The following is a 24,400-nucleotide window of genomic DNA, read 5'->3' as shown; positions in this document are numbered from 1 at the left end:
CCATTTTTGAGTTTTAATCGATAGTTTGCGTTATTTTTCCAATATTTAAACTATTAGCCATCGCAGTGAATATCTTAAAATACGTTCCTTTTAGATCATACAAACTTTCATGAGTTCCTACTTCTACAGCTTTTCCTTTGTCTAAAACAATGATGTTAGATGCATCGATAATTTGAGAAATACTATGCGAAATAATAATGACCGTTCTGTCTTTTTTTATCGCATCTAAGGATTTTTTTATTTGCTCTGTTGCGATAGCATCTAGACTTGCTGTGGGTTCATCTAAAAATATAATAGGTGGATTTTTCAAAAACAATCTTGCAATAGCGATTCGCTGTTGTTGTCCTCCCGAAAGTAAATGCGCTTCCGATTGATAGCCATTTGGCAAGGCGCTAATTTGTTCATGAATATAGGCTTTTTTCGAAGCTTCTATTACCTCAATTTCAGTTGCATTTGGATTGCCATAAAGAATGTTTTCTGAAATTGTACCTTTGAAAATGTGATTCTTTTGCAATACCAATCCAATATTTTGCCTTAAAAAATTAGTATCATACTCCTTTAAATCAATACCATCTAATAAAATAGTGCCTTTGGTTGGTTGGTAAAATTTATCCAATAAATTAATAATGGTACTTTTCCCAGCACCACTTAATCCTACTAAAGCGGTATTTTGATTTGGTTTTATTGTAAAGTTTACATTCTCTAAAGCTTTCGTCCCGTTTGGATAACTAAAATCTATATTCTTAACTTCTAGTAATCCTGTTATTTTTTTAGGTTTATAAGAACCACTTACTTCTTTTTGATGGTCCGATTCTAAAATATCAAAAAATCCTTCTGAATAAATTAAAGCATCATTTACTTCATCATAAATTCGGTGTAGTTGTCGTATTGGTGCCGAAACATTGTTGAATAACATAATGTGAAACATAATAGCACCAATGGTCATGGTTCCGTTTAATACAAAATAGGCAGTTAGAATTATTATAATTACCACTCCAATTTGCTCTACAAAACCTTTTATACTTTCAAACATAAAACTGGTTTTTCTCGTAGCCAACTGGTTTTCGGTCATTTCGTATTGTATGTCTTGGTGTCGTTTGGCTTCAAGCGACTCTCGCACAAAGGATTTAATAACCGTGATTGATTCTATCAAACTAATGATGCCATTATTTTTGGTTTCTCTGTAGATTCGCATTCGTCTTCTAAAACCACTTAGTTTAGTAGCTTGTAATTGACTGATGTAAAAATAAATGGGAATGATGCATAAACTAACCAAACCTACATAAAAATTAGCGTAAAACATTAATCCTAAAGCCACAATTGCATTTGCAAAAAGCGGTAAAATATCGATAAAAAAGTTCTGGACTAATCTGGTTAAGCTACTTATTCCTAAATCAATACGTGTTTGGAGTTTACCACTATCATTTTCGCTAGAAGTATAAAATTCCATGCGATAGCTAAGGATTTTTTCAGTTATGGTTTGTGAAATATCACGTGAAATAAAAATACGTAGTTTTTCTCCATAAAACTTTTGTCCAAATTGAACTACTGAGTAGATTAATTCTTTTGAAAGCAAAATGATACTAATAATGCCCAACAAATAGAAACCTTTTGAAAGCGGTTCTCTGGCTACCATTAAATCAGTGATAGAATCTACAGTATATTTTAGTATTAAGGCGTTCACTTGAGCCGCAAAGGAACCAATAAATGCAAGGAATAAGGTAGCCATTACCATTTTACGATAAGGCTTTACAAATGGCGTTATTTTTTTATATAAGGATGAAATAGTCATTTTAGCAATTTAAGAAGAAAAAATAATTCTCTCTAAATTTTTATTATTTTTTCTTTTTCTTCATTGCTTTTTGGGTAATCTATCCTATTAGCAAGCAAGTATTTTATGGTAAAAAGGGAGGGAATTGTAGAAGCTACTTTCAATGAAGCAATACTTTTAATTTTGTTTATCCTGTTTTACCCAGATAAGGTCCTTTGTTGTATAACCGGACTTTTCTGCAATTCTCAAGTAGTCTTTTTTGATAGCATCAGGAATAGTCGTTTCTCGAGATAAGATCCATAAATATTTTGTGCTCTTTCCTGCAACTAAGGCGTATTTGTAATTTTCATCAATTGCAATTATATTATATCCAGCATAGAAAGGACCAAAGAAAGAGACTTTAAGCATTGCAATATCTTCGCTACCAACAAATTTAGCCTTTCCAATTGCTTGTGTCCATTTGTGTTTTTTTACGTTGTATCCTTTGTTTATGACTTTAATTTTCCCATCGTCTTTTAAAGAGTATTCTGCTGTTGTATTATTTAAATCTTTTTCAAATTTGAAATCTAATCGGGCAATTTCATACCATTTTCCAAGATATTTTTCTTTGTAAAACGGTTTAACTGCTGTTACATTTTCAGGAATTGTTTTGCAAGAGCAAATAGATGCAACTATTAAAAAAAGTGTTGCTAAATAAATTATTTTATTGGTTTTCATAGATGTATTATTTTTTTACCGATTTAATATAGCTGTTTAATAAAAGTTCTAACTGTAAAATTGCATCGGGATTAAATCGCATTACATTGTCTTTGCTAAGGTAGAATATCTGGGTGAAAATTATACTTGTTGTAACCGAAAATTAGGTAATTACTTAGTCATAACTACGAGGAATGATTGCGCGGAATTCTACCTAAGAGCCAAAACGTCCCACTCATATCTGCAAAATAAATTATTTTTTTATTAAAATATGTTAATATATGTTAATCAAAATAATGTATTAAATCGTCCTGCATAAAGGTTGGTAGGACTAAGTTTTAAGATTCAAAATTGAACCGTTTTACAAAATATTTCAATTATTATTTTTTTTGTCGATCACTATTTATAAAATTTAGGATTAATATCAAAACTGAAGATAAAATTACAATTGGTATAAATGAATATCGAATAGTAAAATAGATTTCTTCATGAAAAAGATAAGTACTCCATGATGATTCTCGGTCTACAAAAACAGTGTAATTAAAGAAAAACCAAATTAATATCAAGAATATATATTGAAGTGTTATTCTCATAATTTTCTGCTTAATCACTGTAAAGAAGTAAAATAGCATTAGGAGGAAAAAACAGGAAAAGATTGATATAACGAAAATGTCTTCAAAAAAACTACACTCTAGACATCCACTGGAAATACTTTCAGAGAGTTTTCTCATTGATAAATAGAATTGCAAAAATGTAAATAGAAAAATAATGCAAATGTTTATAAATATTCTCTTTATTGAAAAAGCTGCATAAGTTTTTATAAATATTTTCATTTTAAATTTTTAAAAAAGACTATTTTTTATTGATTTTCAGGTGGAATTATCGTTAAATCTTTGACTATCTTTCTTGATAGGAGCGAGAAGTTCGCAATAACACTAATTGTTTGTCATACTGCAACGACTAACGGGAAAGCAAAAAAAATTATAAAACTAATAATTGCTGTAAGTAGCAAAATTTTAGGATCATACCTCAGTGCTTACTTTTAATAATTAATTGGTTGTATTTCTTAGGATTAAATTCAATTTTTGGTTTGTGTTTTCCGTCAAATAATAGCATTGCATTTCTTTTCCGGAATTTATCGATAGCGATATAATAGGTTTTATTTTCTAAGTTAAATTTAAAGTCGATTGCATTTGTACTTCCAATAAAAAAGTCATCTCTTGCTGGTCCGTATTTATTATAAAGTGCATTGGCTGTTTTCTCAGGATTGTTTTTGGTTATATTCCTAAATTCAATTTTTTCATTTGTCACAAAATAGATAGCTTGGTTTGGAGCTGTTATTTCAAAACCAAACTTTGTTTTTTGAGCAGCAGATACTTCTTGAATGTATTTTGAACCACAAGAACTTAATGCGGTTAAAAAAAATAGTAATATTATAATTCTCATTCTCTATTTTTTTGATTTAAATATCTTCGTCTAAATTAAAAATACAAGTGGAATTAAAAATTGGAAATAGAATAACTCTCAAAATAATTTGATAATGAGTCTATAAACTATTAGTGAATTTCAACAGGATTAAGTTTGTCTGACAGAAATTTTTTTTATCCATTTTACCTTTTTAAAAGCGGTAAATTTTTTAGTCAAATATTCTATTTAGATAATTTTAATTTGGTACATATTAAAAGTCTCTTACAATTCATTTTCTAATCTTTATTTATTTTATAGGTTCTATATTTTCTTGTTTTTCTTTTTAAATGTTAGAAAAATACAGATAATAAATGTAATTAAGAATAGCCAATCTAATGCTGGTTTTTTAAATGTAAAAGTGGCAAAATCGGTGTGTTTATACAAAGCTAATCCAATGGGAAATGCAATTATTGCAAAAACGATATTAAAGTTTATTTTATTTTTCATTTAATCAATGTTTCGTTATTAAAGTTATAATTGGCTGTTTCCAAAGATTAATTTTCAGAATTATACTAAGTTCTTTGAATTCATTCCTATTTAGGACTTATATGTTTTTATGATTGTAAATAGTTTTTTTACTAGATAATTTTCAAATATATTAAAATTTTCTTACAAATTTTATAATTGTTTATAAGGACTTGCAAAAATGAAACGCTCTAAATTAGCCCCGATAGTAGTGAAAATCCTTTGTTGTGGCGGTAGCCAGAAGCAAAGATTGTAGCAAATAGCGGGACAAAACTTCTTATTAAAACATTCGATCTGCTCCAAAAAAAAGACCCGTAAGTTTGCACTTGCAGGTCTTCAATTCTCTACTTTATAGGAGTTAGTAAAGGATTTATTTAATCATCTCGAAACTTCTTTTTACAAATGCCGTTAGCGCTTCTCCTTTTAGAAGATTTTGCGATAATTTAGCTAAGTCAAGGGCTTGTTTGATTAAACTTTCTTGAGCTGCTTTATCGGTTTTGTTCAAAATATTAGTTGCCAATTCAGAGTTAGTATTTACCACTAAATTGTACATTTCTGGCATATTACCCATTCCGAACATTCCGCCACCGCCACCGGATTGGCTCATTTCTTTCATTCTACGCATAAATTCTGGTTGCGTGATGATAAATGGAGATGCGTTGCTATCTAAAGCTTCTAGCTGCACAGAGTACGTTTGTTTAGGAACGATAGCTTCTAGAACGGTTTTTAAGTTAGTTTGCTCTTCTTCAGATAATTTAGAAATAGCAGTTTCTTCTTTTTTGATTAAGTTATCAATATGATCTGAATCGACACGAATAAAAGTCATGTTGCTGTTATCTCCTTCAATTTTTTGAATTAAATGAGAGATAATTGGCGAATCTAGTAATAAAACTTCGTATCCTTTTTCTTTCGCAGTCTCGATATAAGAGTGTTGCGCTTCCTTGTTTCCAGCATATAAAACAACTAATTTTCCGTCTTTATCGGTTTGCGTAGCGGCAAGATTTGTTTTTAATTCTTCAAGCGTGTAGAATTTATCATCTACTGTTGGATACAAAACAAATGCACCTGCTTTTTCATAGAATTTATCTTCAGAAAGCATTCCGTATTCCAATACGATTTTAATGTCATTCCACTTTTGTTCAAAATCAGCGCGATTTTCTGTGAACAATGATTTCAGTTTATCGGCTACTTTACGAGTAATGTAATTTGAAATTTTCTTAACAGCAGCATCGGCCTGCAATCCAGAACGAGAAACATTTAATGGGATATCTGGCGAATCAACAACCCCTTTTAGCATCATCAAAAATTCTGGAACAATTCCTTCTACATTATCCGTTACATATACCTGATTTTGGTATAATTGGATTTTGTCTTTCTGAATTTGTAAATCAGAACCTAATTTTGGAAAATATAAAATACCAGTTAGGTTAAAAGGATAATCAACATTCAAGTGAATGTGGAATAACGGCTCCTCAAACTGCATTGGATACAATTCATGATAGAAATTCTTGTAATCCTCTGGAGATAATTCTGTTGGTTGTTTGGTCCAAGCCGGATTTGGGTTATTGATAATATTGTCAACTTCTACTTCTGTAAAAGTTTTGTCTTTATCTTCTTCAGCAACTTCTTCGCCCTTTTTTTGTTCAATTTTCTCTGTCTTTGTTCCAAATTTAATCGGAATAGGCATGAACTTATTGTACTTATTTAATAACCCACTAATTTTAGATTCTTCTAAAAATTCTAAAGAATCTTCAGCGATATGTAAAATAATTTCCGTTCCACGAGTGGTTTTATCTGCTGGTTCTAATGTGAATTCTGGGCTTCCATCGCAAGTCCAATGTGCCGCTGGTTCGTCTTTAAAAGATTTAGTGATGATTTCTACTTTTTCGGCAACCATAAAAGCCGAATAAAAACCAAGACCAAAATGACCAATAATTCCAGAATCTTTTGCAGAATCTTTGTATTTATCTAAAAATTCTTCTGCTCCAGAAAATGCAACTTGGTTGATGTATTTTTCAACTTCATCGGCAGTCATTCCTAAACCTTGATCGATGATGTGTATTTTTTTGCCCTCTTTGTCTATTTTTACTTCAATAATTGGATTGCCATATTCTACTTTGGCTTCACCAATACTAGTTAAATGTTTTAATTTTAAAGTGGCATCAGTACCATTCGATATTAATTCTCTTAAAAAAATTTCGTGATCACTGTATAAGAACTTCTTGATCAAGGGAAAGATGTTTTCTACCGAAACATTAATTTTACCTGTTGTCATATTTTGAGTTTTTAAGTTTGTTTTATAGCCTACTATTCTTTCAAATAAGATACCAATGATAGGGGAAGTGACAAATTGTCGTAACCTTTAATTATGATACAAAATATTATAATTTTGAAACAAAATTATAACAATGCAGTGTATCTTTGTATCAATATTAATACATTAAATTTAGAAAGATGAAAAAAGTTATTTTAGTATGCACATTAGCCATTTTGATGTTTGCATGTAAATCGAACTCAGCTACAAGTACGAAAACAGATAGAAAATCGCAAGTAGCTATAAAAGGGAATTGGGAAATTAGTTCAGTAACTTATCCAGGTTCACAATATGTGAAAGTGAACACTTTTCAATTAGCAGACTCAGAATGTTTTGTTGGTAGTACATGGAAATTCGTTTCTAATAACAATAAAGGAACAATGGCTTTAACAAAAACAAATTGTGTAGCTTTTAGTTCTCCAATTACTTGGTTTGTTAATGCAGACGGACAATTTGTTCTTAAGATATTAGATGCAGGCGAAAAAGCAAGAAAAGTAAGAGATGGTTATGTATTAGGTTTAGCTAATCAATCAGAAACTTCTTTTCAATTGATCGATAAAATTGATGTTGCAGGTAAAATGACGGACGTTGTTTATCAATTCCAAAAAGTAAATTAATATTAAAAAAAATACAATTATGAAAAAGATTTCAATAGTTGCAATAGCAACAATAATGGTTATAGGTTCAATGTTTACCAGCTGTGAAGCGGTAAAAAACACAAACAAAACGCAAAGAGGAGCAGGAATAGGTGCTGTTGCAGGAGCTGTATTAGGAGGAGTTTTAGGTAACAATCTTGGTAAAGGTGGTAATGGTGCAATGGGAGCGGTTCTTGGTGGAGTTGTTGGTGGAGTTGCCGGTGGAGTTATTGGTAATAAAATGGACAAACAAGCAAGACAAATTGATCAAGTTCTTCCAGGAGCTGAAGTAGTTCGTGTTGGAGAAGGTATTAAATTAGTTTTAAATGAAAATGCAGTACGATTTGATACTAATAAATCATCTTTGACCGCTGCTGCTAAAGCTAATTTAGATAAATTAGTTCCAGTTTTTGCTGAATATCCAGATACTAATATTACTATTTACGGTTATACTGATAATACAGGTGCTGCTGATTATAACTTGAAACTTTCAGGAGAAAGAGCTGGAGCTGTAAAATCATACTTAAATAGTAAAGGTGTTTCTTCTAGTAGATTTCAGGTTACTGGTTTAGGTATTGCTGATCCAATTGCTTCTAATGAAACACTTGAAGGAAGAAGCCAAAACCGTCGTGTAGAATTTGCTATTACTGCAAATGATAAAATGATCAAAGACGCTGAAGCTGAAAGTAAAAAATAAGCAAACATTACAATAAAATTTAAGGCTGTTTCTTCTAGAAGCAGCCTTTTTTTATGATTTGATTGGAATGATTTGATGATACTAAAATTTTTTGTTTTAAATATTAACCTTCAGTTCCTTATTTCAAACTGAAAAAAATAATTTATTAATGTATTTTTTTAAAAGTTAAATATTATTATTTATGAAGTTTTATCTGTGTAGAAAATCAATTATAAACCTAAATAAATCGTGGCATAAGCAAATTAAACATTGTAAATTTGTGCTCTCAAATAAAGATGATGCTAGAGATAAATAACATATCCTTCACGTATATTGATATTCCGGTAATTCAGGAAGTAAGTTTTACGATTGAAAAAGGTCAAAATACAGCGATTATTGGCGAAAGTGGCTGTGGTAAAAGTACTTTGCTAAAACTTATTTATGGTTTATACGATTTAGATGCTGGAGTAATAACCTATAATGAAAATCCTATTTTAGGACCCAAGCACAATCTGGTTCCAGGAGAAGATTATATTAAATATTTAGCACAAGATTTTGACTTAATGCCTTATATTACGGTAGAGGAAAATGTAGGTAAGTTTTTATCGAACATGTTTCCGGATGAAAAGAAGCAACGTGTTTATGAGTTGTTAGACATGGTCGAAATGACCGCTTTCGCCAAAGTAAAAGCGAAATTTTTGAGTGGTGGCCAACAACAAAGAGTGGCATTGGCTAGAGTTTTGGCGTTAGAACCAGAAATTCTATTACTAGATGAACCTTTTAGTCAAATCGATTCTTTTAGAAAGAATTCATTGCGTCGCAATTTATTTAAATACTTGAAAGATAAAGGTGTTACGTGTGTCATTGCAACTCACGATAGTACAGACGCCTTGGCTTTTTCTGATGAAACAATAGTGATTCAAAACGGAAAACTGGTTGTAAAAGGAAATTCGAAGCTGGTGTATGAAAATCCAATTAATAAATATACAGCTTCTCTTTTTGGTGAGGTTAATGAATTGAAATTATCTCAATTAATTCCTATCGAAGAAGAAGAGGATGAGTTTTTATTGCTTTATCCACATCAACTAAAATTGGTTGACAGTGGAGTGATGCAAGTTGTAGTAAAACAATGTTATTATAAAGGCAGTCATTACTTAGTCAAAGCTGCTTTTGAGCGAAGAGCTATTTTCTTTGAGCACGATACAGAATTAGAAATAAATCAGGAAGTACACTTAATGCTAGCTTAAAATAAAAAACCCCGAAATTCAATGATTTTCGGGGTTTTCCATTTATTATAATTAAGCTTATTTTTAATGGTAGATTCAGTCATTTTAAATTTTTGAATCATTTGCCGATGAAGCAAAAGGGGGTGAATTTAATCAACCTTAAAAACTTTATGACTTTGTGGCAATAGATCATATTTCTTAGTGGTAAGTAGCCTAATTCTTCAAATACTTCTCTAAAAACTGATCTTGTTCCCATAATAAGTGCAATATGTTTTCTTTCGCAGCATACCCATGAGATTCTTTTGGTAAAATGACCATTCTTGCGGGAGCACCCAATCCTTTTAACGCTTGAAAATAACGTTCTGTTTGTAAGGTAAATGTTCCTGGATTATTATCTGCTTCACCATGTACCAAAAGCATCGGTGTTTTCATTTTATCAGCATTCATAAACGGTGACATCGTATTATAAACTTCTGGAGTTTCCCAGTAATTACGTTGCTCACTTTGAAAACCAAATGGAGTTAGTGTTCTATTGTATGCGCCACTTCTAGCAATTCCACAAGCAAATAAATTTGAATGTGTTAACAAGTTAGCTGTCATAAATGCACCATAAGAATGACCGCCAATAGCTACTTTTTTTCTATTGATGTATCCTAAAGCATCAACAGCATTAATTGCTGCTTCGGCATTATCAACTAATTGCGAAATAAAATTATCGTTTGGTTCAGTTGTTCCTTCTCCAATAATAGGGAAAGCAGCATCATCAAGAACCACATAACCTTTGGTTACCCAATATACAAAGGAACCATAGCTAGGAAATGTAAATTCATTTGGATTTTGAGTAACTTGCCCTGCTGAGTTTTTGTCTTTGTATTCTGCTGGATAGGCCCAAATAAGCAATGGCATTTTTTCTTTTTTAACCTTGTCATAACCTACCGGTAAATATAATGTTCCCGATAACTCAACACCATCTTTACGTTTGTACTTGATTACTTCTTTGCTTACGTTCTTGATACTCTCAAAAGGATTTTTAAAGGCAGTAATTGGAGTAAGTTTATTTTTCTCTTTAATATTTCTAATGTAGTAATTAGGATATTCGTTTTTAGATTGTATTTGTACTAAAACCGTTCCTTTTTTAAAATCTTCAATTTCAATGATATCCTCTTTTTTATCTGTATATGCAGATGTGTAAAGACGTTTTGATTGCAATGTTTTTAAATTATATTCTGTGATAAAAGGAAATTGACCATTTTTAGTAAATCCATCACCTATAAGAAATACATTGTCATTTTCTATAGCCAAAACATATCTATTGTATTGATTTTTTTTGGTTTCAAAGTTCCCCGGATTAGAATAAGAATCTTGTGAATTTCTATCAAAAATTACTTTTGGTTCTTGACTCGGATTTGATGGATTGATTAAATATGTTTTAGTATTACGAGTATCGTACCATTCGTCTGTTACAATTGCAATATTGTCATTTCCCCAAATCATTCTGCTGTAGCGTTGAGGTGTTTTTACCAATGAAGTTGCAGCAGTTGTAAAAGGAGCGTTCCAAAGAAAAACTTCGTCTCTATAATCTACTTTATTAGCAGGATCTCCACCATCTAATGCTTCTGCATATACTAATGTTGCTGGTTTGTCTGCTCTCCAACTCATGTTTCTTCTTCCTTTTCTAACGGCCATAAAACCTTTAGGAATTATTTCTGTAAGAGGCACTTCATTTACAACCTTTACTTCTTTTCCTGCAACATCATATATAGTTGTTTTCATCGGAAAACGACTTAAGGGAACAATATAGGAAAACGGTTTTTGTATGGTATTTAACATCAAGTAATTTCCGTCTGGCGAGAAACTTTCTCCGGCATACATAGCTGCTTTTTGAAATAAAGTAGCCGTTCCGTTTAAGTTTATCTTATATAATTCAGACGTCATGATATTTTCAAAGTTGATCTCATCATTCTTGTTTTTCAACATATCTGGATACGTTCTGTTTTGAGATTTTTCTCCGTCAGCATTCGAAATTATCGGACCAGTTGGAAGATCTTTTTTGGAATCTAAAAGTGCAGCTCTATTTTTTGGTAGCATTTTTACCAAAATAGTTTCATTGTCATTCATCCAACTGAATGGATTGCCAAGATTTGCATTGACTGTAGCTTCTGTTAATTTTGTAGCTTTTGCTGTAGATACATCAATTACCCAAAGTTCAACCCCAGTATTCGTAGTATGTGAGAAAATAATTTTTTTATCGTTTGGAGACCAAGATAGATTGCTAATACGAGGATTATCAGGCAATCCAGCAACTTGCATCTCCTTCTTGTCGCTTACTTTTTGAAGTTTAAGGTTGTTGACATACGTAACGGTACTAGAAATGTTGGTTACGGGATTGATGCGTAAACCTCCTAATCGCAGTTCGTCTTGGTTTAAATCATCTAATGATTTATAGGTATTTCTATAGGATAATAATAAATATTCTTTTTTAGTATCCATAGATACTGAAGGTGCTCTTTCATAATCGGCTAATTCTAAAATAGATTTAGAAGGTTTTTGATAGCTGAGATTTTCTTGAGCATAGGTGGTTAAACTCAGTCCGAGGAAAAGAAAAAATGGAATTTTCAATTTCATGATTTAAGTGATTTTAAATTAGCAACCGAAAATAAAGTAATGTTATTAGATTTGAAAGTAAATGACTCTTTTTAACTTTTGCAAGAGCTTGATATTTATCAAAATTATTCCTTTAATGTTTTTATTTGTGTGAATTCGAATTCAGTTTTAGTTCTGTTAAAAGCATAAAAATTGTAAATTGCTAAAATAATGGTAATTTGGTAGCTCATATTTTTAAGTATGTTTTAAATTTGCAATCGTATTTTAATAAAATAATATAATATGTATCATTCAAAAATAACAGGGTTAGGATTTTATGTTCCCGAAAACGTAGTGACAAATGATGATTTGTCTAAACTCATTGATACTAATGACGAATGGATTCAAGAGAGAACAGGAATACAAGAAAGAAGGCATATTGTACCTGGTGAAGATACCACGACATCAATGGGCGTAAAAGCAGCTGAAATTGCAATTACTCGTTCTGGAGTGGCTAAAGAGGATATTGACTTTATTGTTTTTGCTACTTTGAGTCCAGATTATTATTTTCCAGGACCAGGAGTTTTGGTTCAAAGAGATTTGGGATTAAAAACTATAGGCGCATTAGATGTTAGAAACCAATGTTCTGGTTTTATTTATGCTTTATCTGTTGCAGATCAGTACATAAAAACGGGTATGTATAAAAATATTTTGGTGATTGGTTCTGAAGTACATTCATCTGGATTAGATATGACATCGCGCGGTCGTGGTGTTTCTGTAATATTTGGAGATGGAGCAGGAGCAGCAGTTTTGAGTAGAGAAGAAGATTTGACAAAAGGGATTTTATCAACACATTTACACTCTGAAGGACAACATGCTGAAGAGTTAGTGCTCAAAGCACCAGGAATGGGTGGTCGTTGGGTATCTGATATTTTGGCGGATAACGATCCAGACGATGAGAGTTACTTTCCTCACATGAATGGACAATTTGTATTTAAAAATGCAGTAGTTCGTTTTAGTGAAGTAATCAATGAAGGTTTAGAAGCTAATAATTTAGAGGTTTCTGATATCGATATGTTAATTCCGCATCAAGCAAATTTGAGAATTTCTCAATTTATTCAAAATAAATTTAAGTTAAACGACGATCAAGTTTTTAATAATATTCAAAAATACGGTAACACAACAGCTGCATCTATTCCAATTGCTTTGACCGAAGCATGGGAACAAGGCAAAATAAAATCGGGAGATACCATTGTATTAGCTGCTTTTGGTAGCGGATTTACTTGGGCTAGTGCTATTATTAAGTGGTAGAATAACGTTTGATATCATTAAATTATTCAAAAAAAAACCCGGAGTTGGCATACTCCGGGTTTTTTATGGATAACAACTATTAAAAACTAATTCTCTAATTTTTCATTAAAACATTCCTCCGCCACCTTCTTTGGTATTGTTGTCTCTTTGTTTGCGCTGTAAACTTTTGTTTTTTCCTGCACCAAACATATAATTAAAACCTACATAAACCGATTGGCTTTCCCAACTGAATTGTCCTACTTGAGGATACGGATTGTCTCCGCTAAAACCAGCTTTCATTGTGTCGAAAATATCATTAAAACGAATGCTTAAGGTTGCCTTGTCTTTTAAGAAAGAGTAACGTCCACCTGCATCAATTTTATACATTTCCTTACCATTAAACTGAACACCATCAACTCCCGATCTATAAAAACCGAATAAAAGGAATCTAAGATTTTTATTGGCTTTAAAATTACTTGTAAAACGAGCATTAAATGCAGCGGCATCAACTTGTTTTGTTACAAAGTCAAAAGAATTTGACGTCGAATTGTAAACAGATATCAATCCTTTTTGAGCAATGCTTGAGAAATCTACCGCAGGTTGAATATCCCACCAACTGTTTATCTTATAATTTAAAGAGGCTTCAAAACCATAAGCTCTATTATTATCAAAGTTGTCATAACTTAGAATTTGTTGGTTTTGATTTTGTGGGTCTGGATAGATAATTCGGTTAATTTCGTTATTAATAGATCTCACAAAAACACCTGTAGTGATCGATCCTTTAGTAATGGTTTTTGTATAATTTACTTCGACAGAATTTGTAAATTGAGGTTGTAATTCGGGATTTCCAATAGAGGTAATTCTTGGAGTACTAAATTCTCTTATTGGTTTTGTTTGGTCTAAACTAGGTCTGTCTACACGGCGACTGTAACTAATTTGAAATTGATCTTTCTCGCTAGGAGAATATGTCATCGACGCTGATGGATATACCGTAATATAATCGTCCTTGAAAGCAACAGTGTTATTCAGTTTCGCATTCACTTTATAGCTTTCCAGACGAGCACCCAATTGATAACCAATTTTACTAAATTTTTGTCCAAAAGTTACGTACGCCGAATTAATGTCTAAATCGTATTGATAATTAGAATTTGATAAAGCGCTGTTTGTAGTAACATAATTATTGTCCGTTCTAACAATTCTAGTTTCGGCACCTAATTCTAATTTGCTTTTTTCGTTCAAAGGGTTTACGTAATCAAGATTAACGATAGAGTTTTGTCTTTTTTCGTTGATGTTGTCTCTATAACTACTACTAGGAATTATAGGATTAGTAAAAGCGGTACGGAAATTTGAAATTTCATCTCCAGTATAAATACTGTGATTGATTTCTAAATCTAATGACTCTCCTTCTTTTTTTGTTAAATGTTTAAAGGCTAAATTGTAGGTTCCGTCAGTGTTATTCCCTTTATATTTCGAATTTTGAAATAGATTTTTGGAGGCATCAGGATTTGTAATAGCAACATCGATTTGTGCATTTCCAAGTTGTTTGTTTTGATTTGTATAAACAGATAAGGTGTTTTTATCATTGATGTAATAATCCATTCCAATTTTAAACAAATGGGATTTATCGTTATTGATGATATCAAGATGTTGATTGCTAAGGTCATCTAATCTCAGGATATTTCCCTCATTGAGTTTCTTACCAAAGTTATTCCCGTAAGTTCCAAAAAAGTTTAATTTTCCAGTTCTATAGTTCATGTTAGTAGAACTATTAATTTTTGGTTTTTTGGCAAAAGTTAATCCCGTATTTATACTGGCATTAAAACCATCACTAGCATTTTTATGCAAAACAATATTAATGATTCCTGACATTCCCTCTGGATTATATTTTGCACTTGGATTGGTGATTAATTCAATTTTCTTAATAGAAGTAGAAGGAATTTGTTTTAGTAATTGTGCAGCATCAATATTGCTAGGACGACCATCTATTAAAATCCTAACATTTTCATTTCCTCTCAAAGATATTTTTCCGTCCTGATCAACATTTACAGAAGGAATGTTACTCATAATATCCGAAGCCGTAGCTCCCGAAGTAGTAAGATCTTTTCCGACATTAATTACTTTTCTATCAATTTTTTGTTCAATTGTAGAACGCTCGCTAATTACTGAAACTCCTTTTAGTTCAATGGCATCTTCCTCAAGGAAAATGGTGTTTAAGTTTAAAGTAATGTTCTCGGTAAGTTTTGCTGATTTTGTGATGGTTTTGTATCCAATAAATTGAATCTCTACCACATAATCTTTTAAGGCTAAATTCTTGATTTGAAACAATCCTTTTTCAGAGGTAATTCCGCCCGTAATAATTTTGTTGTTTTCCTTTATTGTAATGTTTACATAAGCTAAAGGTTCGTTCGTTTTTTGATCAATTACCTTACCTGAAATACTTCCTGAGTTTTCTAAAAGTGTTGGTTTGACAGCTGTTTGTGCCTGCAACGAAAAGAGCGTTGCAATAAAGCAAATTAGTGTTAATTTGATTTTCATGATTGATTGTGATTTGATTGTGATTTGATTGATGTTTAAACTTTAATCCATTAAATAATTACTTAATGTTACTTAGTAAGACTGCATAAATTATTATTTGTTACAGATTTTTTTTGAAAAATAAATCTGTTTGTTGAAAATAAAAACTAAACAACTCATAATGAATAGGAAATTATCTTATTCTTCAATTTTAAAATTCCCGCAGAATCACTATCTTTGCACCCTTAAAAAAGTACACAAAATGACATTACCACAGATTCTTACGCCCGCTATTGAAAAAGCCGTAAATGCTTTATTTGATGTTACTGTTGAAAAAATTGAATTTCAAACTACTCGGAAAGAATTTGAAGGAGATATTACCATGGTAATTTTTCCTTTACTGAAATTGGTAAAAAGTAATCCAGTTGAATTAGGTAATAAAATTGGAACATATTTAGTCGAAAATTTGGCAGCCGTAAGTCGTTTTAATGTGGTTTCTGGATTTTTAAATATTGTTATTTCGGATGACTATTATTTAAATTTCTTTAATGAAATAAAAAACATTGAGTCCTTTGGTTTTGTAACTCCTAATCCAGAGGATAAAGCAGTTATGGTTGAATACTCTTCGCCAAATACTAACAAACCACTGCATTTAGGTCACGTACGTAATAATCTTTTAGGATATTCTGTTGCCGAAATTATAAAAGCTTCAGGTAAAAAAGTATATAAAACCCAAGTCATTAATGACAGAGGAATTCATATTTGTAAGTCGATGTTGGCTTGGCAGAAATTCGGTAACGGACAAACTCCCGAATCAACTGGTCTTAAAGGAGATAAATTAGTAGGGAACTACTATGTTGCTTTTGATAAAGCCTATAAAGAAGAAATAGCGCAATTAATGAGCGCTGGAAAAACGGAAGAAGAAGCCAAAAAACAAGCGCCAATTATTTTAGAAGCACAAGAAATGCTTTTGAAATGGGAAGCAGGAGATGAAGCCGTAATTACGCTTTGGAAAATGATGAACCAATGGGTTTATGATGGTTTTGCTATTAGTTATAAAAATCTAGGAGTAGATTTTGATACTTATTATTATGAAAGTAATACTTATTTATTAGGAAAAGATGTAGTTCAGATAGGTTTAGATAAAGGAGTTTTCGAGAAAGATCCAGATGGTTCAGTTTGGATTGATTTGACTGAAGAAGGTTTAGATCGTAAAATTGTATTGCGTTCAGATGGAACTGCGGTTTATATGACGCAAGATATTGGTACCGCAATTCAGCGTGTGAAAGATTTTCCTGATGTAGGAGGAATGGTTTATACCGTAGGAAATGAGCAAGATTATCACTTTAAGGTGCTATTCTTAATCTTGAAAAAACTAGGTTTTGATTGGTCTAAAAACTTATTTCATTTGTCTTACGGAATGGTAGATTTACCTTCGGGTAAAATGAAAAGTCGTGAAGGAACCGTTGTCGATGCCGATGATTTGATGCAAGAAATGACCGATACAGCTCAGAAAATTGCCGAAGATTTAGGTAAATTAGATACGTATACTGCTGAAGAAAAAGCAAAATTATATAATACTATTGGTCTTGGAGCTTTAAAATATTACATTTTAAAAGTAGATCCTAAAAAACGAATCTTATTTAATCCAGAGGAATCTGTTGATTTTGCTGGAAATACAGGGCCATTTATTCAATATACTTACGCCAGAATTCAATCTATAATTCGTAAGGTTAATTTCGATTTTACAAATAAATCAGAAATAACAACACTTCACGAAAAAGAAAAAGAATTAGTTAAGCAATTAGAGTTGTTTCCAGAAGTGATTCAAAATGCGGCACAACATCATAGTCCTGCTTTACTAGCTAATTATACTTATGACTTAGTTCGCGAGTACAATTCGTTCTATCAAGCAGTTCCTATTTTAGGTGAAGAAGATTTAGAAAAGAAAATATTCCGAGTGCAATTATCAAAAAAAGTAGCCGATGTTATTGCTTCTTCTTTTAAATTACTAGGAATTAATGTTCCAGAAAGAATGTAGTTTATTTTATAATTCAATATAAAACAAAAGCCGATAATTTAAAATTATCGGCTTTTGTTTTTAAAACTATTCAGTTGTTATTTTATTTTTTGATAACAAAACTGTCAATAATGCTATCCGTTTGGTCTTTTGTTGCATTTGGTTTTAAGTCAAATAGATGGGAGTATAAAGTCTTTTTATTTACTTTTTTTTCCAATTTTATATCTTTGTTTTGATCAAAAACAGTATCCCATTTCGTTCTTATATTTTTCCATAGATTATTGTTTTCTTTCCACCAATTTTGAGCAGCAAGACATTTAGAATCGGCTACTTTAGTATAAATATCCATTCCTTTTTCTTGAGCGAGTAGGTAATCTTTTCCTGCTTCGGTTCTTAAAATTTTATCATTATCTTGTTCATGGTTCCAACCAGTTTTAGTGATTTCATGAATGTTTCTTCTTTTCAAGACATTATAATCTTTGCGTTTGGTATCTTCTCTTCTAGGTAATGGAGCGTCCGTTGTATTTTTCCAATAGTCTTTTCCGTCAATATGAACCCAAGAAGCGGTTCCTTCATATCTTGGACTATCGTCAACTTGAAATACTTTTTGGGTCCATTGTCCTTTTACATCCGTCTTATTCAACTTAGTAAATTTCCAAGTATTGTCTTTGTCAAAACGATACAAATTAGTGTTTTCATAAAGCCAATCTTGTCTCCAATGTTTGATAATCATGTCGTCACTCACAATTAATAAGTGTTGTAGCATTATTTTGTTGGGTGTATCCTCTACTAATTCTATCCATTCTAAACCATTGTCATGTTTTGTCGCAGATGGATTATAGTTAATGCTGTCTTTTGAATATTGAAATGTTTCTGCAAAATTGAATTTCACTTCATAACAACCACACATAGCCTTGATCGCTTTTATGTCTTCACTTTTTTTGAGTTCTTGACTAAAGCTTGTTAGAGTTGTAACTGTCATTAATGCAGATAAATAGAGTTTTTTTGTTAACATAGTTGATTTTATTAATTAAAAATTTTTGACAAATATATAAAGTTTATTTAGAATAAATAAAAATAAGACTACTTTTGTAGAAATTATTAAGTCTAAATAAATATAATGAAATTTAAAAATACTCTTTTTATCACTCTTCTTTTTTGTCAATTTTCCTTTGCGCAACAAGTGCAAAAAGACAGTTTAGTTGTTAAGGAATTATTAGAAGTTAAGGTTGTTACAGCGACAAGAACCGAAAGAGTACTTTCTTCCTTACCGTTGCCAATAAGTATAATAACTGCCAAAGAAATTGAGAAAACAGGAGTTACTCGGTTAAATGAAATTTTAAGTGAGCAAACAGGTATTATTTTAATTCCTGATGAAAGTGGTTTTGAGGGGATTCAGATTCAAGGCTTAGATGCAGCTTACACGTTAGTACTAATTGATGGCGTTCCAATTGTTGGTAGAAATGCAGGAGTTTTAGATTTATCAAGAATATCAGTAGGGAATATAGATAGAATTGAGATTGTAAAAGGAGCATCTTCTGCTTTATATGGTTCAGAAGCAATGGGTGGTGTGATCAATGTAATTACAAAAAAACCTAAAAAGGATATGCTGTCAGGTAATTTTTCCTATCGATATGCAACTTTCAATACCAATGACTTGAATGCTAATCTGCTCTGGAAAAAGAATAGGTTTTCTGCTAATGTATTCGCTAACTTTTATTCTTCTGACGGATTTGATTTGGATAAAACAACCCCTTTAAAAAATGTTGAAAAATTTTATAATTACACCATTAATCCCAAATTGTATTATGATTTTTCTAAAAAAGTTAAGCTAATTATAAGCAATCGCTTTTACAATCAGAATATGAATAATGTCGCCCTCATTGAAACTGAATATTACAAAGGTGATGCTGAAGAAAAGGAATGGAATTCTCAAGTTAAAGTAGAACACAAGTTGAATTCAAAGTTGTATTTTGAGTATGAATTATATGCAACGAATTATAAAAACAATTCCTTCTTAGAGGATGAAAGTAAAGTGCTTTACGATCAAACCTTTTACAATCAATGGCTTTTTAGACCTGAAATAAGAACTACTTTCTCTATTAATAAAAATAAGTTAACAGCAGGAATAGGAATGAATCAGGAAACTTTAGATAGAACTTATTTTAATGCTATTGTCAAATTTAATTCTCAATATGTTTTTGTGCAGTATGATTACAACCCAAACCAAAAATGGAATATTCTAGCGGGATTTAGGTACGATAATCACAGTGAATACGCCTCACAGTTAAGTCCAAAATTAGCGTTGAATTATAAAATTAACACTAATTTTTCTTTAAAAACATCTGTTGGATACGGATACAAGGCACCAGATTTTCGCCAATTGTATTTCGATTTTACAAATCCATCAGTAGGATATACCGTTTTGGGATATAATGTAGCTAAAGCGAGATTAAATGAGATGCAAGATCAAATATTGAAAAAAGAATCAGGGATTAATTTTGATGAACCATTACAAGCAGAAAGTGCTGTGAATTTTAATTTTGGAACTTTTTACAAAAAGGAAAAATTTAAATTAGAGGTAAATGCATTTTATAATTCTATTCATAATTTAATTGATACTAGTGCAGTTGCTCAAAAAAATAATGGTCAGAGTATTTTTAGTTATTTTAATACTAATGCTGTTTTTACGTATGGATTAGAACTGAATTCGAATTATAACTTCACTAAAGATGTAATGGTTTCTTTTGGTTATCAATATCTAACAGCAAAAGACAAATCGATTTCGGAACACTTTCAATACTATCAATACATACGAAACAACGAATTAGAAACGATAAAAATTGATAAATCAGATTATTTCGGATTGTACAATCGTTCGAAACATACTGCCAATCTCAAACTATTATACACTATTTCAACTATAAAAACAGATATCAATTTGCGTATTTTTTACAGAAGTAAATACGGAATGTTTGATAGCAATGGTAATCAAATACTGGATAAATACGACACGTTTGTAGATGATTATTTTATTACCAATTTATCGGCTTCAAAATACATTTCGGATACATTACTTTTTCAAATCGGTGCTAATAATTTACTTAATTATAAAGAGCCCAATCAAATTCCTAATCTTTCTGGAAGACAACTTTTTGCACGAATTCAATTCAATTTTTAATTAATATTTATTTAAACACTTTTACAATGAGAACAAATTTTTTAAAACTTTCGCTTTTAGCACTAGTAATTTTCACAACATCATGTAGTAATGATGATAAAAAGGAGGAGCTAGTTCCAGCAGTTATAACTCAAAAATTCACTAATCTTCCGGCTCCAGCCACAGGGGGACAAGGACAACCTGAAGGCGGTGCATTCACAAAATTCAGTTTTTCTGAAAATAAAATTGTAACCAGTGATAATTGGGATGTAGCTTTTCGTGGTACTGTAATTATTGTAAACGGAGGTGCTAAAATTGGTATTGTCGATGAGCCAAACAGAACGGGAAATGCTGCTGTAAGCATTGTTTCTGGTGCATTTTCAACTATAAAATCGATTCCCTTAGCATCAACCTTTAAACAAGATGCAGCTACAATTTATGCTTTTCCAAAGTCTGGAGATAATGCGTGGTACGATTACAATTCTAATACCCATATTATATCCTCTAAAGCGGGAAAGATATTTGTTATAAAAACACATGATGGGAAATACGCAAAATTTGAAATCCTAAGTTATTACAAAGATGCACCTGCAGCACCAGATCTTACTTCTACAGGTAGATATTACACCTTCAATTTTGCTTATCAGCCCAATAGTACAACAACTTTTTAATTTTTTTTTTTTTTGAATCTATCCATTTATTTTGATTTATAAAGTTTAGCCACTTATTTTGAGCTATTCCTACTAATAATTATTGAGATAATTTGATGCAATTCAGCATATTAAACACACTCCTTAAACTAGTATTATAATTAGGTTCAAAATATTGTCTTGATATTTCTTTTTTTATAACCAAATAGATTTTGGCTTTTATAAGCTAAAATGTTAATGTCAATACTGTTTATGAGTTACTTGTTTGTATTTTGGGAAAAGGAGGTTAGATTTATCTAGCCTCTTTTTTGTTTTTAAAGTATTCATATTAAACACAGTTTAGCTAAAATAAAATCCTCTTTTCTATTTTTTTCTATTTCATAAAATAGTCTCAATTATCTATTGTATCTAATTGCCTAATTATCTAATTAGTTTATCTTTGCATTTCAATAAAAAAATAAACCATGTTCGATAATTTAAGCGATAAACTAGATAAAGCCTTTCATATACTTAAAGGTCACGGAAAAATCACCGAAGTAAATGTAGCCGAAACTTTAAAAGAAGTTCGTAGAGCTTTGCTTGATGCGGATGTTAACTTTAAAATTGCGAAAGATTTTACCACTAAAGTAAAAGAAAAAGCAATCGGGCAGGATGTATTAACAACGCTTCAGCCAGGGCAATTGTTAGTAAAGTTAGTTAAAGATGAACTGACAGAATTAATGGGTGGTGATGTTGCAGGAATTAATCTTTCTGGAAATCCAACCGTTATTTTAATGTCTGGTTTACAAGGATCAGGAAAAACTACTTTTTCTGGAAAACTAGCGAATTATCTTCTTACAAAAAAGAATAAAAAACCACTATTGGTTGCTTGTGATATTTATCGTCCAGCAGCGATTCAGCAATTATATGTTGTTGGAGATTCAATAGGTGTTGAGGTATACTCGGAACCAGAAAATAAAAATCCTGTTGAAATTGCCCAAAATGCAATCAAACACGCAAAAGCAAATGGATTTAATGTCGTTATTGTAGATACAGCAGGTCGTTTGGCGGTTGATGAGGAAATGATGAACGAGATAGAACGTGTTCATAAAGCGATTCAGCCTCAAGAAACCTTATTTGTTGTAGATGCAATGACAGGTCAAGATGCCGTAAATACAGCAAAAACCTTCAATGATCGATTGAATTTTGATGGTGTTATTTTAACGAAACTTGATGGTGATACGCGTGGTGGGGCAGCTATTTCTATAAAAACAGTTGTAAATAAACCAATTAAGTTCGTTGGTACAGGGGAAAAGATGGATGCTATAGATGTATTCTATCCTATTCGTATGGCTGAAAGAATTTTAGGGATGGGTGACGTTGTGTCTTTGGTAGAAAGAGCGCAAGAACAATTTGACGAAGACGAAGCCAGAAAAATTCAAAAGAAAATTGCTAAAAATGAATTTGGTTTTGATGATTTCCTATCTCAAATTCAGCAAGTAAAGAAAATGGGTAATATGAAAGACTTGGTCGGAATGATACCTGGTGCTTCAAAAGCCATGAAAGATGTAGAGATCGAAGATGATGCATTCAAACATATAGAAGCCATTATTCACTCGATGACTCCAATTGAAAGAAGCAAACCCGCTTTGATTGATGTAAAAAGAAAAGCAAGAATTGCTAAAGGTTCCGGAACGAAAATCGAACAAGTCAATCAATTGATGAAACAATTTGATCAAATGAGCAAGATGATGAAAATGATGCAGGGACCAGGAGGAAAAAATTTAATGAAAATGATGGGCGGAATGAAAGGCGGAATGCCTGGAGGAATGCCTGGAATGAGATAATATCTTTAAGGTTTAAAGTTTTAATTAAATTAAAACTTTAAACCTTAATTTTTTAGCAGAACAATTACAACAACTATTATGTTATCCTTTTTTTGCTGAGTTGGTTTGACTACAGCAAAGAATTATTATCCTTTAAACTAAATTAAAATGCAACTACTAGACGGAAAAAAAACAGCGGAAGATATTAAGAGTGAAATCGCTGTAGAAGTACAAAAAATGAAAGATAATGGGGAAAAAGTACCTCATTTGGCTGCTTTAATCGTTGGTAACGATGGGGCAAGTTTAACTTATGTTGGCAGTAAAGTGAAAGCTTGCGAACGAGTAGGATTCGAATCTACTTTAGTAAAAATGCCTAGTACAACTACAGAAGTTGAATTACTTAAAAAAATAAAAGAATTGAACGAGAATGAGGCTATTGATGGCTTTATCGTTCAGTTACCATTGCCTGAACAAATTGATGAACAAAAAGTTTTAATGGCTGTTGATCCGAGTAAAGATGTGGATGGTTTTCACCCAGAGAATTTTGGTAAAATGGCATTAGATATGACAACTTTTATCCCAGCTACACCTTTCGGTATCTTAGAGTTATTAGAAAGATATGAAGTAGAAACAAAAGGTAAACATACTGTAGTTATTGGTCGTAGCCATATTGTAGGACGCCCAATGAGTATCTTAATGGGAAGAAAAGGATTCCCAGGAAATTCAACAGTTACATTGACACACAGCTACACTAAAAACATTGAAGAAATAACGATTCAGGCAGATATTATTATTACTGCACTTGGAGTTCCTAATTATCTTAAAGCAAATATGGTAAAAGAAGGTGTTGTTGTTATTGATGTTGGTATTACTCGTGTTCCTGATGAAAATCATGAAAAAGGATATGTAATTACAGGAGATGTTGATTTTGATGAAGTAAGTAAAAAAGCATCTTTTATAACTCCTGTTCCAGGTGGAGTAGGACCAATGACGATAGCAATGTTACTTAAAAACACACTTTTGGCAAGAGAAATGAAAAGAAATAAATAGTATAATTGATTTTAAAAAAAGCCTTAAATGTGAGTTTAAGGCTTTTTTTTTAGCTTAAAAACGACTTAAAAATTAGTT

The 24,400-nt window shown here is 31.4% G+C and carries 17 protein-coding genes; 9 read left to right on the top strand and 8 right to left on the bottom strand.

The window, feature by feature from the left end:
- Positions 1–13: 13 nt before the first annotated feature.
- The 5 genes from MW871_RS07830 to htpG form a co-directional block, all read right to left on the bottom strand.
- A complete protein-coding gene (locus MW871_RS07830; protein WP_248428163.1) occupies positions 14–1,792 on the bottom strand; it encodes an ABC transporter ATP-binding protein in 1,779 nt (592 codons plus the stop codon).
- A gap of 156 nt (positions 1,793–1,948) precedes the next feature.
- Positions 1,949–2,488, bottom strand: a complete 540-nt coding sequence (locus MW871_RS07825; RefSeq protein ID WP_248428162.1) for a lipocalin family protein — start codon at positions 2,486–2,488, stop codon at positions 1,949–1,951.
- A gap of 1,008 nt (positions 2,489–3,496) precedes the next feature.
- A complete protein-coding gene (locus tag MW871_RS07820) occupies positions 3,497–3,913 on the bottom strand; it encodes a hypothetical protein (RefSeq protein ID WP_248428161.1) in 417 nt (138 codons plus the stop codon).
- Positions 3,914–4,195: 282 nt separating this feature from the next.
- Positions 4,196–4,381, bottom strand: a complete 186-nt coding sequence (locus tag MW871_RS07815) for a hypothetical protein (protein WP_188049692.1) — start codon at positions 4,379–4,381, stop codon at positions 4,196–4,198.
- A gap of 388 nt (positions 4,382–4,769) precedes the next feature.
- On the bottom strand, positions 4,770–6,674 hold the full coding sequence (htpG, locus tag MW871_RS07810; RefSeq protein WP_248428160.1) for a molecular chaperone HtpG: 1,905 nt from the start codon (positions 6,672–6,674) through the stop codon (positions 4,770–4,772).
- Positions 6,675–6,853: 179 nt separating this feature from the next.
- On the opposite strand from htpG, the gene MW871_RS07805 reads away from it, so the two are divergent.
- From MW871_RS07805 to MW871_RS07795, 3 genes are all read left to right on the top strand, one after another.
- On the top strand, positions 6,854–7,330 hold the full coding sequence (locus MW871_RS07805; protein WP_248428159.1) for a lipocalin family protein: 477 nt from the start codon (positions 6,854–6,856) through the stop codon (positions 7,328–7,330).
- Between the two features lie 19 nt (positions 7,331–7,349).
- Entirely contained in the window at positions 7,350–8,045 is a 696-nt protein-coding gene (locus MW871_RS07800) for a YiaD family glycine zipper/OmpA-like lipoprotein (protein WP_188049696.1), read from the top strand.
- Positions 8,046–8,323: 278 nt separating this feature from the next.
- Positions 8,324–9,271, top strand: coding sequence for an ABC transporter ATP-binding protein (locus MW871_RS07795; RefSeq protein WP_248428286.1), 948 nt, complete (start codon positions 8,324–8,326; stop codon positions 9,269–9,271).
- A 192-nt stretch (positions 9,272–9,463) separates the two neighbouring features.
- Here MW871_RS07795 and MW871_RS07790 read toward each other — a convergent pair whose 3' ends face one another.
- Positions 9,464–11,875 carry a S9 family peptidase gene (locus MW871_RS07790; protein WP_248428158.1) on the bottom strand — a complete coding sequence of 804 codons (2,412 nt, stop codon included), beginning with the start codon at positions 11,873–11,875 and terminating at the stop codon, positions 9,464–9,466.
- A 261-nt stretch (positions 11,876–12,136) separates the two neighbouring features.
- Between MW871_RS07790 and MW871_RS07785 the strand changes: the two genes are divergently transcribed.
- Complete coding sequence (locus MW871_RS07785) at positions 12,137–13,144, top strand: 3-oxoacyl-ACP synthase III family protein (RefSeq protein WP_188049698.1); 1,008 nt, start codon at positions 12,137–12,139, stop codon at positions 13,142–13,144.
- Between the two features lie 105 nt (positions 13,145–13,249).
- Here MW871_RS07785 and MW871_RS07780 read toward each other — a convergent pair whose 3' ends face one another.
- The gene (locus MW871_RS07780; protein ID WP_248428157.1) at positions 13,250–15,658 is read right to left on the bottom strand and encodes a TonB-dependent receptor; all 2,409 of its coding nucleotides are present in this window, start codon (positions 15,656–15,658) and stop codon (positions 13,250–13,252) included.
- 241 nt (positions 15,659–15,899) lie between these two features.
- Between MW871_RS07780 and argS the strand changes: the two genes are divergently transcribed.
- Entirely contained in the window at positions 15,900–17,678 is a 1,779-nt protein-coding gene (gene argS, locus MW871_RS07775) for an arginine--tRNA ligase (protein ID WP_248428156.1), read from the top strand.
- 82 nt (positions 17,679–17,760) lie between these two features.
- On the opposite strand, the gene MW871_RS07770 is transcribed toward argS, so the two are convergent.
- Complete coding sequence (locus MW871_RS07770; protein ID WP_248428155.1) at positions 17,761–18,672, bottom strand: DUF6607 family protein; 912 nt, start codon at positions 18,670–18,672, stop codon at positions 17,761–17,763.
- Positions 18,673–18,777: 105 nt separating this feature from the next.
- Between MW871_RS07770 and MW871_RS07765 the strand changes: the two genes are divergently transcribed.
- The 4 genes from MW871_RS07765 to MW871_RS07750 all read left to right on the top strand — a co-directional run bounded on the left by MW871_RS07765 (position 18,778) and on the right by MW871_RS07750 (position 24,322).
- Complete coding sequence (locus MW871_RS07765) at positions 18,778–20,838, top strand: TonB-dependent receptor plug domain-containing protein (RefSeq protein WP_248428154.1); 2,061 nt, start codon at positions 18,778–18,780, stop codon at positions 20,836–20,838.
- A 26-nt stretch (positions 20,839–20,864) separates the two neighbouring features.
- Positions 20,865–21,488: an HmuY family protein gene (locus tag MW871_RS07760; protein WP_248428153.1), complete on the top strand. Its 624-nt coding sequence runs from the start codon at positions 20,865–20,867 to the stop codon at positions 21,486–21,488.
- A 443-nt stretch (positions 21,489–21,931) separates the two neighbouring features.
- The gene (ffh, locus tag MW871_RS07755) at positions 21,932–23,293 is read left to right on the top strand and encodes a signal recognition particle protein (protein WP_188049704.1); all 1,362 of its coding nucleotides are present in this window, start codon (positions 21,932–21,934) and stop codon (positions 23,291–23,293) included.
- A gap of 147 nt (positions 23,294–23,440) precedes the next feature.
- The gene (locus MW871_RS07750; RefSeq protein WP_188049705.1) at positions 23,441–24,322 is read left to right on the top strand and encodes a bifunctional 5,10-methylenetetrahydrofolate dehydrogenase/5,10-methenyltetrahydrofolate cyclohydrolase; all 882 of its coding nucleotides are present in this window, start codon (positions 23,441–23,443) and stop codon (positions 24,320–24,322) included.
- Positions 24,323–24,400 lie beyond the last annotated feature (78 nt).

The sequence above is a fragment of the Flavobacterium pygoscelis genome (genome assembly GCF_023162025.1).
In the GTDB taxonomy this organism is placed as follows: Bacteria; Bacteroidota; Bacteroidia; order Flavobacteriales; family Flavobacteriaceae; genus Flavobacterium; species Flavobacterium pygoscelis.
This window is presented reverse-complemented; position numbering and strand designations above follow the sequence as displayed.